Below are 13509 nucleotides of genomic sequence, written 5' to 3' on the forward strand. Positions count from 1 at the left end.
GCCGACCCGCAGCGCCGCCGCGGCGCGCCTGGTACTTCGGGCAAAGGACGTTGTGGAGACGCCTTTAGTTGTAGAGTGCTTTTTGTCTATTGCATGTTGTTGACAATCTACGATTCACAAAGTCTAATGTCAAGCATGCAAAAAAACTATTCGACGACTGCCGTGGAAACCCTGACTCGCGCACCGACTATCGGAATGTTGCAAAGCCATTCACTGACGCGGCTGGTGAGGAGCGAGATCGAGCGGATGATCCTGAGCGGCAAGCTGGAGGCCGGCGCCAAGCTGAGCGAACTGGCGGTCGCCGAGCATCTGGGCGTGAGCCGCGGCCCGGTGCGGGAGGCATTTCGCACGCTGGAAGAAGCCGGTCTGGTGCGGCTGACCCGCAATCGCGGCGTGTTCGTGCGGGAGATTTCAGTCGCCGAGGCCGACGACATCTTTGCCGTGCGGGCGTCGCTGGAGGAACTGATCGGGCGCACCCTCGCCCGCTGCATCACACTGCCCCAGCTAAAAAGCCTGCACGACCTGCTGGACCGCATGGATGAAGCGGCAGCGCTCGGGCAGATGGCCGACTACGCCGCGCTTAATTTCGAATTCCACGACCAGCTCGCCGTGTTTACCGGCAACCGCAAGCTGGTCGATATGTACCGGTGCCTGGTCAAGGAACTCACGCTGTTCCGGCATCAAACGCTCGCGCATCCGCAAACGCTTGCCGTCTCGCTGGCCGAGCATCGGGCGATCGTCGACCGGATTGCCCTCGGTAACGGCGACGCCGCCGGACACGCGCTGCGCGCTCACGTCGCCGCCAGTTGCGAACGCATGCACACCACTCACCCCGAGACCCAACGCAACGCCAGTCTCAACCCTCACCTGACTACTCAAAGGGAATCCTCATGAACGCGAACACTCCGACTGTCAACGTCAATGGACGTAGTTACCGCTGGATGGACCGGCCTCTCGTCGTCGTCTGTGTCGACGGTTGCGAATACGACTATCTGACGCAAGCCGCCGAGGCTGGCGTCGCGCCGTTTCTGGCCCAGATCCTCAAAGACGGCGCGGCGCTCAAGGGCGAATGCGTCGTGCCGAGCTTCACCAACCCGAACAATCTGTCGATCGTGACGGGCGTGCCGCCCGCCGTGCACGGCATTAGCGGCAACTACTTCTACGACCGCGAGAGCGGCGCCGAAGTCTTGATGAACGACCCCAAGTACCTGCGCGCGCCGACGGTGCTGGCGGCGTTCGCCGATGCCGGCGCGAAGGTGGCGGTGGTGACCGCGAAAGACAAACTGCGCCGCCTGCTCGGCGATCAGCTGACCGGCATCTGCTTCTCGTCCGAGAAGGCCGATCAGGTGACTGAAGCGGAAAACGGCATTACGGGTGTGCTGGAACTGGTGGGCAAGCCGGTGCCGGAGGTGTACAGCTCGGAGCTGTCCGAGTTCGTGTTCGCGGCCGGCGTGCGTCTTCTGGAAACGCAGCCCATCGACCTGATGTATCTGTCGACCACCGACTACGTGCAGCACAAATGCGCGCCGGGCAGCGTCGGGGCCAACGCGTTCTACGAAATGATGGACCCGTATCTGCAACGGATGGCCGAGCTGGGCGCCACCATCGCGATCACCGCGGACCACGGCATGAACGACAAGCACGACGAAGCCGGCAAGCCGAATGTGATCTACCTGCAGGACGAACTGGACGCATGGCTCGGCTTCGCGGTGGCGCGCGTGATCCTGCCGATTACCGATCCGTATGTCGTGCACCACGGCGCGCTGGGTTCGTTCGCCACGATCTATTTGCCGCCTTCCGTCGATCAGGAGCAGGTCATCGCCAGACTTCGCGAGCGCGCCGGGATCGAGCTGGCCGTCAGCGGTGCCGAGGGCTGCGAGCGCTTCGAGCTGCCGCGCGACCGCCTCGGCGACATCATCGTCGTGTCGGGCCGCCATGTGGTGCTGGGGACGAGCGAATCGCGCCATGACCTGTCCGGTCTCGATGCACCGCTGCGCTCGCACGGTGGCCTGTCCGAACAGACCGTGCCGCTGCTTTTCAGCCGCCCCGTCGAACGGGCCGCTTCGCAGCGGGCACGTCTGCGCAACTTCGACATTCTCGACCTCGCGCTCAACCATCTCCAGTAACCGTCCGTCACCTTCTGCCCTATCAGGAGACAGCATGAATGCCATCGTGGAACCGCGACCGTCTTTGGCGGTCCGTCATGAAGCCCTTCGAATCGGCGGCGAACTGATTCGACGCGAGCAGGTCATCGAAGTGCGCAATCCGTATAACGGCGAGCTGGTCGGCACCGTGCCGAAGGCGACGCTCGCCGACGTCCGGCACGCGTTCGCTTACGCCCACGCGTACCGGGCGCGGCTCAGCCGCTACGAGCGCTCGCAGATCCTGCGGCGCGCGGCGGAAATCGTGCGCGAGCGTACCGAGGAAATCTCCGCGCTGATTACCGCCGAAGCCGGTCTGTGCAGGAAAGACTCCCTCTACGAAGCGGGCCGCGTCAGCGACGTGCTGATCTTCGGCGCCAACGAAGCGCTCAAGGACGACGGCCAGGTGTTCTCCTGCGACCTGACGCCTCATGGCAAGAAGCGGCGCGTCTACACGCTTCGGGACCCGCTGCTGGGGGTCATTTCCGCGATCACGCCGTTCAATCATCCGATGAACCAGGTCGCGCACAAGATCGTGCCGTCCATTGCAACGAACAATCGGATCGTCGTGAAGCCGTCGGAGAAAGTGCCGCTGTCCACGTACCTGCTGGCGGACATTCTGTATAGCGCCGGCTTGCCGCAGGAAATGCTGCAGGTCATTACCGGCGACCCGAAGGAAATCGCAGACGAACTGATCACCAATGAGCACGTCGATCTGATCACCTTCACCGGCGGCGTGCCGATCGGCAAATACATCGCCGGAAAAATGGGCTACCGGCGCGCGGTGCTCGAACTCGGCGGCAACGATCCCATCATCGTGATGGAAGACGCCGACCTCGACGAGGCCAGCACGCTCGCCGTGTCGGGTTCGTACAAGAACTCCGGCCAACGCTGCACGGCGATCAAACGGATGCTCGTGCATGAAGCGGTGGCGGATCGCTTCGTCGAGTTGCTGGTGGAAAAGACCCGCGCGTTGCGGTATGGCGATCCGGCGGACCCGGACACCGATATGGGCACCGTGATCGACGAAGCGGCCGCGAAGTTCTTCGAAGCACAGGTCAACGACGCGGTGAGCCGTGGTGCAAAACTGCTGTACGGCAACATCCGCGACGGCGCGCTTTATTCGCCGACCGTGGTGGATCGCGTGACGCCCGACATGCCGCTCGTCAAATACGAAACCTTCGGACCGGTGTCGCCGGTGATCCGTTTCCGCGATATCGACGACGCGATCCGCATTTCGAATTCGACCGACTATGGCCTGTCGTCTTCGGTGTGCACGAATCGCATGGACTACATCGCGCGTTTCATCGCCGAGCTGGAAGTCGGCAGTGTCAACGTGCGCGAAGTGCCGGGGTATCGGCTGGAACTCACGCCGTTCGGCGGTATCAAGGACTCCGGTCTGGGCTACAAGGAAGGCGTGCAGGAAGCGATGAAGAGTTTCACGCATGTGAAGACGTACTCGTTGCCCTGGGCTTGAGTATCGATCCTTCCCGGTGCGCTGGAACGGCGCCGGGAAGGTTTATCTTTGGTGAGGCGCCTGCCTCACCAGCCACGACTCACCCCCTACTCCGAAAAACTCCCGACATGTTCTCTTCCATTCGCGCGCGCATCGTCGCCCTGTGCGTCGCTATCGTTGTGGTTGCGCTCGCCACCAACGCGGGCCTCAACTATCTCGTCGCCAGTTCGTATAACGCCGACGCGATCGAAAGCAGTCTGAGCGCCGTCGAAAGCGGTCACACCGACGGGATCGGCGACTGGATCGCCAGCCATGGCCAGATGATCGATTCGCTGCAGGACGCCGTGCTGCAGCCCGATCCGCTCACCGCGTTGAAGCAGGTCGCCGCTGCCGGCAAGTTCACCAACGTGTACGTCGGGTACGCGGACAAGACCTGGAAGTTCACCGACCCGACCGGCATCCCACCCGACTACAATCCGACCGGCCGCCCCTGGTACAAGCAGGCCGCCACGGCCGGCAAGCCGGTGGTGACGCCGCCGTACGTGGATATGGGCACCGGCAAACTGGTGGTCTCGTTCGCCGCGCCGGTGGTGCGCGACGGCGTGGTGAAAGCAGTGGTCTCCGGTGACGTCGCGATGGACAGCGTGATCGCCAACGTCAAGGCGATTCATCCGACGCCCGCGAGCTTCGGCATGTTGATCGACGCGAGCGGCCATATCGTTGCGCATCCGGATTCGAAACTGACGTTGAAGCCCGTGTCGGATCTCGTGCCCGCACTCACCAGCGACAAACTGGCCACCCTCCTCAGCACCGAACATCCGCTCGAAGTCGACGTGAACGGCAGCGCCAAACTGCTGCGCACCGAAGCGATTCCCGGCACCGACTGGTACGCGGTCGTCGCGCTGGATAAAGCGGAAGCCACCGCCGGCATGCGTTCGTTGCTGACGGCCTCGCTGATCGCGCTGGTCGTAATCGCGGGCATTGCCGCAGCGGTCGTGGCCGCCGTCACCGCCGTATCGTTCAAGCGCCTCTCGAACGTACGCGACGCGATGGACGCGATCGGTTCGGGCGACGGCGATCTGACCCATCGCCTGCCCGCCGACGGCAACGACGAAGTCGCGCAGATCGCGCGCTCGTTCAACACCTTCATCGACAAACTCAGCCATGTAATGCGCCAGATTCGCGATGCCAGCGAATCGGTGCGGGTGGCCGCGAATGAAATCGCCGCGGGCAACGTCGATCTGTCGGGCCGTACGGAATCCGCAGCGGCGAGCTTGCAGCAAACTGCCGCGTCGATGGAAGAAATCACCTCGACGGTCACGCACTCGGCAAGCGCCGCGAAGCAGGCCGACGACACTGCCGTGTCCGCGTCGAAAGTGGCTTCGCGCGGCGGCGTGGTGATCGCGGAAGTGATTACGACGATGGGCGAAATCGAACACGCGTCGGTGAAGATCGCCGAAATCATCGGCGTGATCGACGGCATCGCGTTCCAGACCAACATCCTTGCGCTAAACGCCGCAGTGGAAGCCGCGCGCGCTGGTGAACAGGGGCGCGGTTTCGCGGTGGTGGCCGGCGAAGTGCGTAGTCTCGCGCAACGCAGCGCGCAGGCCGCGAAGGAAATCAAGGCGCTGATCGAATCGACGGTGGCGAGCGTCACGTCGGGGTCGGGTCAGGTGCGTCAGGCCGGCGAAACGATGACGGAGATCGTCAGCAACGTCGCCAACGTCACCACCATCATTTCCGAAATCACCCAGGCCGCGAACGAACAGACGCGCGGCATTCAGGAAGTAAATCGCGCCGTCAGCCAGCTCGACGAAATGGTTCAGCAGAACGCCGCGCTGGTCGAGCAATCGACTGCGGCGGCCGCCGCGTTGCAGAGCCAGGCGGTGAGCCTCGCGGGTGCAGTGACGCAATTCAAGCTCGACTAACGCGCACCGCGGGGACTCACGTTGCCGCTCACAGGACTAGGCCGCCGACGCTTCCAGTTCCGCAAGCCGTTTGCGCAGCAGACGATCTTCGTGGAAACGGCTGGTCTCGTCGCGAATCACGGCGACGATGCCGTTGAGTTCGTTTTGCGGCGAATGCAGCAACGCGACCGTGAAGGCAATCGACAAGGCCCGCCCGTCCTTGTGGACGGCGGGAACGCGCAGCACGTCGTTGCCGTAGCGCGTTTCACCGCTTGCCATGGTCTGGTGATAACCGTCCCAATGGCGGCCGCGTAATCGTTCCGGAATGATCAGATCGAGCGACTGTCCGATCGCCTCGTCCTGAGTAAAGCCGAACATCCGTTCGGCCGCCGGGTTCCAGAATTCGATGTGGCCGCGCGCGTCGGAAATGACGATCGCGTCGCCGATCGCATTGGCCAGTTGCTGGAAATCGATGACACTCGGCACGGCGCTTCCCCGAAGTTGAGCGTAAAAATTTGAATCGAGAACATGACGTCACGACTGCAGGCCCGACTCTTCAGCCGGGCCTGCCCAACATGACTGCCGCTGAGCGCGTTAAACCGCTTTCACTTCGCGCAGATTGAAGATGTCCTGCTTGCTGTAGCCCAGGCTCGCGAGGACTTCGTCGGTATGTTCCCCAAGCAATGGCGACGCCGTCACCTCAGGTTTCATATCCGAAAACTTGATCGGGCTGCCCACGGTCAGATACGAGCCGCGCTTGCTGTGCGGCACTTCGACAATCGTGCCGCTGGCGCGCAATGAAGGATCGTTAGCCAGTTCCTTCATGGTCAGCACCGGCGCACACGGAATGTCGAACTTGCGCAAGATATCCACCGCTTCGAATTTGGTCTTGTCGGCCAGCCACTCTTCGATCGTCTTGAAGATCTCGAAGATATGCGGCTGGCGCGCTTCCGCGGTCTTGTAGGCCGGATCGTCGATCCACTCGGGTTTGCCGAGCGCCTTGCAGATCGGTTCCCACGCATGACCCTGAATCGTGAAGTAGATGTACGCATTCGGGTCCGTTTCCCAGCCTTTGCACTTGAGCACCCAACCCGGCTGACCGCCTCCACCCGCGTTGCCGCCGCGCGGCACCACGTCGCCGAATTCGCCGTGCGGGTACTGCGGATATTCTTCGAGATATCCCACCCGCTCCAGCCGCTGCTGGTCACGCAGTTTCACCCGGCACAGGTTCAGCACGCTGTCCTGCATCGACACCGCGACCTTCTGGCCTTTGCCGGTTTTGTCGCGGCCCAGCAGCGCGGTCAGAATGCCGATCGCCAGATGCATACCGGTGTTGCTGTCGCCGAGCGCCGCCGCGCTGATGGTCGGCGGACCGTCCCAGAAGCCGGTGGTGGACGCTGCGCCACCCGCGCATTGCGCGACGTTTTCATAGACTTTCAGGTCGTCGTAGTGGTGGCCGTCGCTAAAACCCTTCACCGAAGCGACGATCATCTTCGGATTCAATTCGTTCAGACGTTCCCACGAAAAGCCCATGCGGTCCAGTGCGCCGGGACCGAAGTTCTCCACGAGCACATCGGATTCGCGGATCAGTTTCTCGAGTACTTCCTTGCCTTCGGGTTTTTTCGTGTCCAGCGTCAGCGACCTCTTGTTGCTGTTGAGCATCGTGAAGTACAGCGCGTCGGCGTCGGGTATATCGCGCAACTGGTTGCGCGTCACGTCGCCGGAACCCGGCCGTTCGACCTTGATGACGTCCGCGCCGAACCAGGCGAGCAACTGCGTGCACGCGGGGCCGGCCTGAACGTGCGTGAAGTCGATGATCTTGATGCCTTCGAGGGGTTTGGTCATGGTGATATCTCCTGGGTTGCCCGGATTACTTTTTCGTTGCCGCGCTTTGCGGATTCAGATTGGTCAGGCGGCCGCTTTCGGTGCCGGCCGCTTCGTCGATCACGGCATTGATCAAGGTCGGCTTGCCCGATGCGATGGCTTCGACCAACGCCTTTGTCAGTTCTTCCGGCGTCGTTGCGTGGTGGCCGACGCCGCCAAAGGCTTCGATCATCCGGTCGTAACGCGCGCCCTTCACGAACACGGTCGGCGCGACGTCCTTGCCGCCGGTCGGATTCACATCGGTGCCGCGATACACGCCGTTGTTGTTGAAGACGATGGTGCAAACCGGCAGGTCGTAACGGCAGACGGTTTCGAGTTCCATGCCGCTGAAGCCGAACGCGCTATCGCCCTCTATCGCGACCACCGGCTTACCGGTCGTCACCGCCGCACCGATCGCGAAGCCCATGCCGATCCCCATGATTCCCCACGTGCCCGAGTCGAAGCGCTTGCGCGGCTCAGCCATGTCGATGATGCTGCGCGCGTAGTCGAGCGTATTCGCGCCCTCGTTGACGACGTTGATGTCCGGGCGCGTCTTCAGCACATCGCGAATCGCCCGCAATGCGCTGTGAAAATTCATCGGCGACGGATTCTGGTCGAGTGTCGCGGCCATCTTCGCGAGATTCTTGTTCTTGCGCTCGGCAATCGCGGCAGTCCATTCGGTGTTCGACGTCATGAAGCTCGTATCGACGCCGGCGCGCAGCGCCGCCACGCACGAGCCGATATCGCCGATCACCGGCGCGGCAATCGCGACGTTGCTGTCGATTTCGGTCGGCGAAATATCCACCTGCACGAACTGCTTCGGCTGCGCGCCCCACGTCTTGCCTTTACCGTGCGACAGCAGCCAGTTCAAACGCGCGCCGATCAGCACGACGACGTCGGCGTTCTCCAGCACGAACGAGCGCGCCGCGGACGCGGATTGCTCGTGCGTATCGGGCAGCAGGCCTTTGGCCATCGACATCGGCAGATACGGAATGCCGCTTTGCTCGACGAACGCGCGAATCTCCGCGTCGGCCTGCGCGTAGGCCGCGCCCTTGCCGAGCAGAATCAGCGGACGTTTGGCGTTCTTCAATACGTTGAGCGCACGTTCGACCGATTCCGGCGCCGGCAACTGACGCGGCGCGGCGTCGACCACTTTCACCAGCGACTGCTGCGCCTTGACGACGTCGAGCGTTTGCGCGAGCAGTTTGGCCGGCAGATCCAGATACACGCCACCGGGCCGGCCCGACACCGCGGCACGAATCGCCCGCGCTACGCCAATGCCGATATCCTCCGCATGCAACACGCGATACGCCGCTTTCGCGTACGGTTTCGCCGCATTCAACTGATCCATTTCCTCGTAATCGCCCTGCTGCAAGTCGACGATCTCGCGCTCGCTGGAGCCGCTGATCAGGATCATCGGGAAGCAGTTGGTGGTCGCGTTGGCGAGGGCCGTGAGGCCGTTCAGAAAACCCGGCGCCGACACGGTCAGGCAAATGCCTGGCTTCTGCGTGATAAAGCCGGAAATCGCCGCCGCATTACCGGCGTGCTGCTCGTGACGGAAGCCGATGAAACGCATGCCTTCCGCTTGCGCGAGCCGCGCGAGGTCGGTGATAGGAATACCGACCAGGCCAAAGATGGTGTCGATGTCGTTCAGTTTCAGCGCATCGATGACGAGATGGAATCCATCGGTCGTCTCAGCGGCCTGCTGTTTCGACGTAACGTCTGCTGCGGGCTGGTCGGCTTCTGCCATGACTGCTCTCCTTGGTGGCTGATCGCTGGGTTGTTATGCGTTGGGGTGTGAGCGGCGCGTTCGTGTGGTCGTGCAGCGTGATGGTTTATTCACGCGAGCTGCCGGATAAAGGTTGCAGTCGGGCTTCGTTGATCGCCGCGCCGGCTGTCGTGCCCGAGTTGTCGATCCAGCGCTTTCTCATCGGCGCGAGGACGAACTTCGCGGAGACGGCGGCGGCGATCGAGATCACCGCAGCCGAGATGAACACCGTGCTCCAGCCGCCGTTCGCCGAGAGCAGCGAGGCAAGCGGCACCAGCATCGACGCGGTGCCCTTCGCGGTATAAAGCGTCCCGGCGTTCGCCGCGGCGTATTTGCTGCCGAACGTGTCCGCGCAGGTGGCCGGGAAGATCGAAAAGATCTCGCCCCAGCACAGGAACACGGCCGCGGCAAAGAACATGAAGGCGTACGGGTTATGGCCGAACTGCATCAGCCCGAGCAACGCGACGCCTTCGCCGAGAAAGATCATGAACATCGTGTTTTCGCGGCCAATGCGGTCCGATAGAAAACCGCACAACGGACGGGTGAAGCCGTTGCACAGATTGTCGATCGACAGCGTCATCGTGAGCAGCGGCAGCGTGATGCCCATCAGGCTGACCGGCAATTTCGCGAAGCCGTATTCCTTTGCAATCGGTCCAAGCTGCGCGGTCGCGATAATGCCGCCGGCCGCCACGAACACGAACATCAGGTAGAGCACCCAGAACAGCGGCGAGCGGATCATCTCGCCGGGCGTGTAGTCGATCTTGCTGGCAACCACACGTTTAGCCGCGATCGCGCCGACAGGCGGCTTGGGTCGCACCAGCATCGTGGCCAGCAGCAGAATGCAAACGCCCTGAAAAATGCCGAAGAACATGAACGTATGCTCGTAGCCCGAGCGCTGGATCATGTTGGCGATCGGAATCACCGTGACGGCCGCGCCGGCGCCGAAGCCCGCCGCGGTCAAACCGGCGGCGAGGCCGCGCTTGTCCGGAAACCATTTGAGCGCCATGCCGACGCAGGTGCCGTACACGCAGCCCGCACCGATACCGGCGATGACGGCCGCGACGTACAGCGCGGCGAGACTGCTTGCATGCGCGTCGATGATCCAGCCGAGCGCCGCGCACAGCGAGCCGCCGATCACCACGGGACGCGGGCCGAACTTATCGACGAGCCAGCCTTCGACGGGCACGAGCCAGGTTTCGGTAACGATGAAGATCGTGAACGCGGTCTGGATCGCCGCTTGTCCCCAGTGGTGGGCGTTGTCCATCGGCACCACGAACAGCGTCCATGCATATTGCAGGTTCGCCACGAGTCCCATGCACACGACGCCGATCGCGAGTTGCGCCCAGCGGTGATGCCAGAAGGCGGTGCGGCCGCTCTCCCGTGAGTTGGAATGTTCCATGTCTGCGTCTCCTGCATGTTCCGTCGCGCTCGAACGGCGCGTGGGACTTACGTGATCGAATCGCTTCGCTGCCGGTCTGAGTGCAATGAAGCGCCAATGGTCGGCCAGAGGGAACTCGTTGTACGTGCAACCAGCCGGTAGCAGGCGGTTGGGGGCGTAGCGTGTCTGAGTGGATGCTGCGCGTGATGATCGATAAGTAAAAATTAAAACATTTTATGGTTTGTATTAGGTATGCCTAATACACCGGTCACTGCCCCGCTCCATGGGTCGATGAATAACGTGATGCGCTGTCGGGACGAGTGAGATCGCGTCGCGGAGGGGCTTCGGGTAAACCAACACATAAACAAAGCGCTATGGTTTTTCGAAAAAACTTTGACTGTTGTTTATCGATTCGTCCTTCTACTCTCCGTTCATGCCACCTGCCCTGAGGAGATTGACCATGAACGCCTCGTCATTCGAAGCATCCGATCCCGCGCTCGATGCGGAAATCCAGGCGCAGTTATGCGCCTACAACGCCGCGTTCGACGAACTCGGCCTGCGTTTTCGTTGGGACGTGCGCACGCTCGCGTCGCTGGCCGCGATAAACGGCGAGCGGGAGCAGATCGAGGCCTACATCGAGGCACACCATGCGCACTTGCTGAAGGCTTATAGCGCGGTGTTTTTAAGCGAGGCGATTCTTGAGAAAAAACGCCTGCGTTATCCGGCGTGCTTGCAGATTCAGATTGAAAGCGCGCCGCAGATGAATCGCGCGTTGCCTCAGCAAACGGCGATCAGCCGCAGCGAGCGGCTTTCGTTTGAGATGGAGTTGCCGGCGCTGGCCGGTATCTAGACGCGGCGCAGCACGTTCAGGGCGTTTTATCGCGTGTGGCGAGTGAGCCGGGGCATCCCCGGCCACTCAACCATCGCTTGCCCGGATGCCGGGCAAGCGCGCATCAGACCGGATTCAACGCAGCGCGCCGATCCAGCACGGCGGCCACGTTGTCCAGTGCCGTGAAGCCCATCTGGTCGCGCGTCTCGATCGTGGCGCTGGCCATGTGGGGCGTCAGGAACACGTTGTCGAGTCCGGAGAAGCGTTGGTCGACTTTGGGTTCGTGTTGATACACATCGAGACCCGCGCCAAACAGATGGCCCGAGGTCAGCGCGTCATACAGCGCATCTTCATCGACCAGGCCGCCACGCGCCGCGTTGACGAATACCGCTCCTTTACGCAGCAAGCCAAACTCTTTTTTCGCCATCAGCGGTACACCACCGCCCGGCACATGCAGCGTGAGCACCTGGCATTGCGGCAGCATGTCGTCGAGGCTGGCGTAAAACGTCGCGCCATTCTCCACTGCCGCATCCGCGCGCCGGACGTCGGTGTAGATCACGCGCATGCCGAAGCCTTGCGCACGCTTCGCGACCGCACGTCCAATGCGCCCAAAGCCGACGATGCCGAGCGTCTTGCCGTTCACGCGCGTGCCCAGCATGTCGGTCATACCGAACGACTTACCCCAGCCGTTGCGCATGATCCGCTCGTATTCCGACGCGCGTCGGCAGGCCGCCAGCACTAGCAGCAGCGTGAAATCGGCGGTGCATTCGGTCAATGCGTCGGGCGCGTTCGTGACGGCGATGCCGCGTTCGCGGGCGGCGGCGACATCCATGTGATCGAAGCCCGCGCTTGCGTTGGCAATGATCCTGACCGTCGACGGCAGCGCGGCAATATGCTCGGCCTGCAGGCCGGACTTCTTGCCGATCAGGATGGCCGGCACGTCGTGCCGGTTGCAGAAGTCGACCACTGACGCCGAGTCCATATCGGACTCGGTCACGAACGCGTGGAATTCGGCCTCGGCGCGACTCGCCACGGCGGCGGGGACTTTTCGCGCAATCAACAGACGGGTGCGGTGAGTTTGCGACATGATTTTTCCTTCGATGGAGTGACGTCGAGAGCCTACGAAACCGCCGACTCCGACGTCAATATTGATTCGATCAATCAACTCCTGCGACCCCTCCGACCCGCTCCCGTACCGGCACGGCCCACGCCCCCCCGCTTCCCGCTCCCCGCAATAAAACGCCTCAGGAAAACCCTAAGGCATTCCCGCCCGCCAAGCCCTTTGATGTTGATTCAATCAATCAAGCTTGCTCAACGACCTGGGCGAATGCAACTCTGTTTCCCATGTTCAATGGAATGCTCAGGAGGAGACGAAATGCCTGCATCGAAACAATTCGCCGCTGTGACGGGCGCCGGTTCCGGCATCGGCCGTGCCGCCGCCGTGGCGCTCGCCGAAGCCGGATTCACCGTCGCGCTGATCGGGCGCCGAGCCGAGCCGCTGCTCGAAACGAAAGAAGTCATCGGCGTGGCCGGCGGCGAAGCGCAGGTATTTCAGGCCGACGTCAGCAACGCCGCCTCGGTCGATCAGGCTTTTTCGCACATCGCTGCGGCATTCGGCCGGCTCGACGTGCTCTTCAATAACGCGGGCCGAAACGCCGGCGCCGTTCCGCTCGAAGACTACGACACCGATTTCTGGAACGACGTGGTGGCCACCAATCTGACCGGCGTGTTTCTGTGCGCGCGGGCCGCGTATCGTTTGATGAAAGCGCAGTCGCCGCAAGGCGGGCGCATCATCAACAACGGCTCGATCTCCGCGCACGCGCCGAGGCCGCATACCATTGCTTATACGGCGACCAAACATGCGGTGACGGGTATCACCAGGTCGATTGCGCTGGACGGACGCGCGTTCAATATCGCCTGCGGTCAGATCGATATCGGCAACGCAGCGACCTCGCTCACGGAACGGATGAACAAGGGCGTCCTGCAAGCGGATGGACGCATGGCGCCCGAAGCGCGAATGGACGTGACGCACGTGGCCAACGCGGTCGTGCACATGGCCAGCCTCCCGCTCGAAGCCAATGTTCTGAACATGACCATCATGGCGAGCGCTATGCCGTTCGTCGGCCGCGGATAAATCGTCATTCAGCCAGATATAAAAAAAATCAAC

At 62.3% G+C, this 13509-nt stretch carries 11 protein-coding genes; 6 read left to right on the top strand and 5 right to left on the bottom strand.

Translation table 11 applies throughout. The annotated features are described in order from the left end of the window. The first annotated feature begins 93 nt into the window (after positions 1–93). From HWY05_RS10615 to HWY05_RS10630, 4 genes are all read left to right on the top strand, one after another. Positions 94–894 carry a phosphonate utilization associated transcriptional regulator gene (locus HWY05_RS10615; RefSeq protein WP_244146568.1) on the top strand — a complete coding sequence of 267 codons (801 nt, stop codon included), beginning with the start codon at positions 94–96 and terminating at the stop codon, positions 892–894. After that, positions 891–2126 carry a phosphonoacetate hydrolase gene (gene phnA / locus HWY05_RS10620; RefSeq protein WP_176058279.1) on the top strand — a complete coding sequence of 412 codons (1236 nt, stop codon included), beginning with the start codon at positions 891–893 and terminating at the stop codon, positions 2124–2126. The genes HWY05_RS10615 and phnA overlap by 4 nt, the downstream gene beginning before the upstream one ends. 34 nt (positions 2127–2160) lie before the next feature. Next, a complete protein-coding gene (gene phnY / locus HWY05_RS10625) occupies positions 2161–3618 on the top strand; it encodes a phosphonoacetaldehyde dehydrogenase (RefSeq protein ID WP_035549923.1) in 1458 nt (485 codons plus the stop codon). 107 nt (positions 3619–3725) lie between these two features. After that, complete coding sequence (locus HWY05_RS10630; protein WP_176058280.1) at positions 3726–5525, top strand: methyl-accepting chemotaxis protein; 1800 nt, start codon at positions 3726–3728, stop codon at positions 5523–5525. Between the two features lie 36 nt (positions 5526–5561). On the opposite strand, the gene HWY05_RS10635 is transcribed toward HWY05_RS10630, so the two are convergent. From HWY05_RS10635 to oxlT, 4 genes are all read right to left on the bottom strand, one after another. Then, positions 5562–5990, bottom strand: coding sequence for a PAS sensor domain-containing protein (locus HWY05_RS10635; RefSeq protein WP_035549917.1), 429 nt, complete (start codon positions 5988–5990; stop codon positions 5562–5564). Between the two features lie 108 nt (positions 5991–6098). Next, positions 6099–7349 carry a formyl-CoA transferase gene (gene frc, locus HWY05_RS10640; RefSeq protein WP_176058281.1) on the bottom strand — a complete coding sequence of 417 codons (1251 nt, stop codon included), beginning with the start codon at positions 7347–7349 and terminating at the stop codon, positions 6099–6101. A gap of 25 nt (positions 7350–7374) precedes the next feature. Continuing rightward, positions 7375–9117 (bottom strand): oxalyl-CoA decarboxylase, encoded by a 1743-nt coding sequence (gene oxc / locus HWY05_RS10645; RefSeq protein WP_176058282.1) that lies wholly within the window; start codon positions 9115–9117, stop codon positions 7375–7377. A gap of 85 nt (positions 9118–9202) precedes the next feature. Continuing rightward, complete coding sequence (gene oxlT / locus HWY05_RS10650; protein WP_176058283.1) at positions 9203–10534, bottom strand: oxalate/formate MFS antiporter; 1332 nt, start codon at positions 10532–10534, stop codon at positions 9203–9205. 439 nt (positions 10535–10973) lie between these two features. Here oxlT and HWY05_RS10655 point away from each other — a divergent pair, with 439 nt between their 5' ends. Continuing rightward, complete coding sequence (locus HWY05_RS10655) at positions 10974–11363, top strand: hypothetical protein (RefSeq protein ID WP_176058284.1); 390 nt, start codon at positions 10974–10976, stop codon at positions 11361–11363. Between the two features lie 103 nt (positions 11364–11466). Here HWY05_RS10655 and HWY05_RS10660 read toward each other — a convergent pair whose 3' ends face one another. Next, positions 11467–12429 carry a D-glycerate dehydrogenase gene (locus HWY05_RS10660; RefSeq protein ID WP_176058285.1) on the bottom strand — a complete coding sequence of 321 codons (963 nt, stop codon included), beginning with the start codon at positions 12427–12429 and terminating at the stop codon, positions 11467–11469. A 288-nt stretch (positions 12430–12717) separates the two neighbouring features. Between HWY05_RS10660 and HWY05_RS10665 the strand changes: the two genes are divergently transcribed. After that, positions 12718–13476: an SDR family oxidoreductase gene (locus HWY05_RS10665; RefSeq protein WP_176058286.1), complete on the top strand. Its 759-nt coding sequence runs from the start codon at positions 12718–12720 to the stop codon at positions 13474–13476. Positions 13477–13509: the final 33 nt, after the last annotated feature.

Origin of the sequence: Paraburkholderia sp. BCC1876 (assembly GCF_902833695.1) — a bacterium.
Taxonomy (GTDB): domain Bacteria; phylum Pseudomonadota; class Gammaproteobacteria; order Burkholderiales; family Burkholderiaceae; genus Paraburkholderia.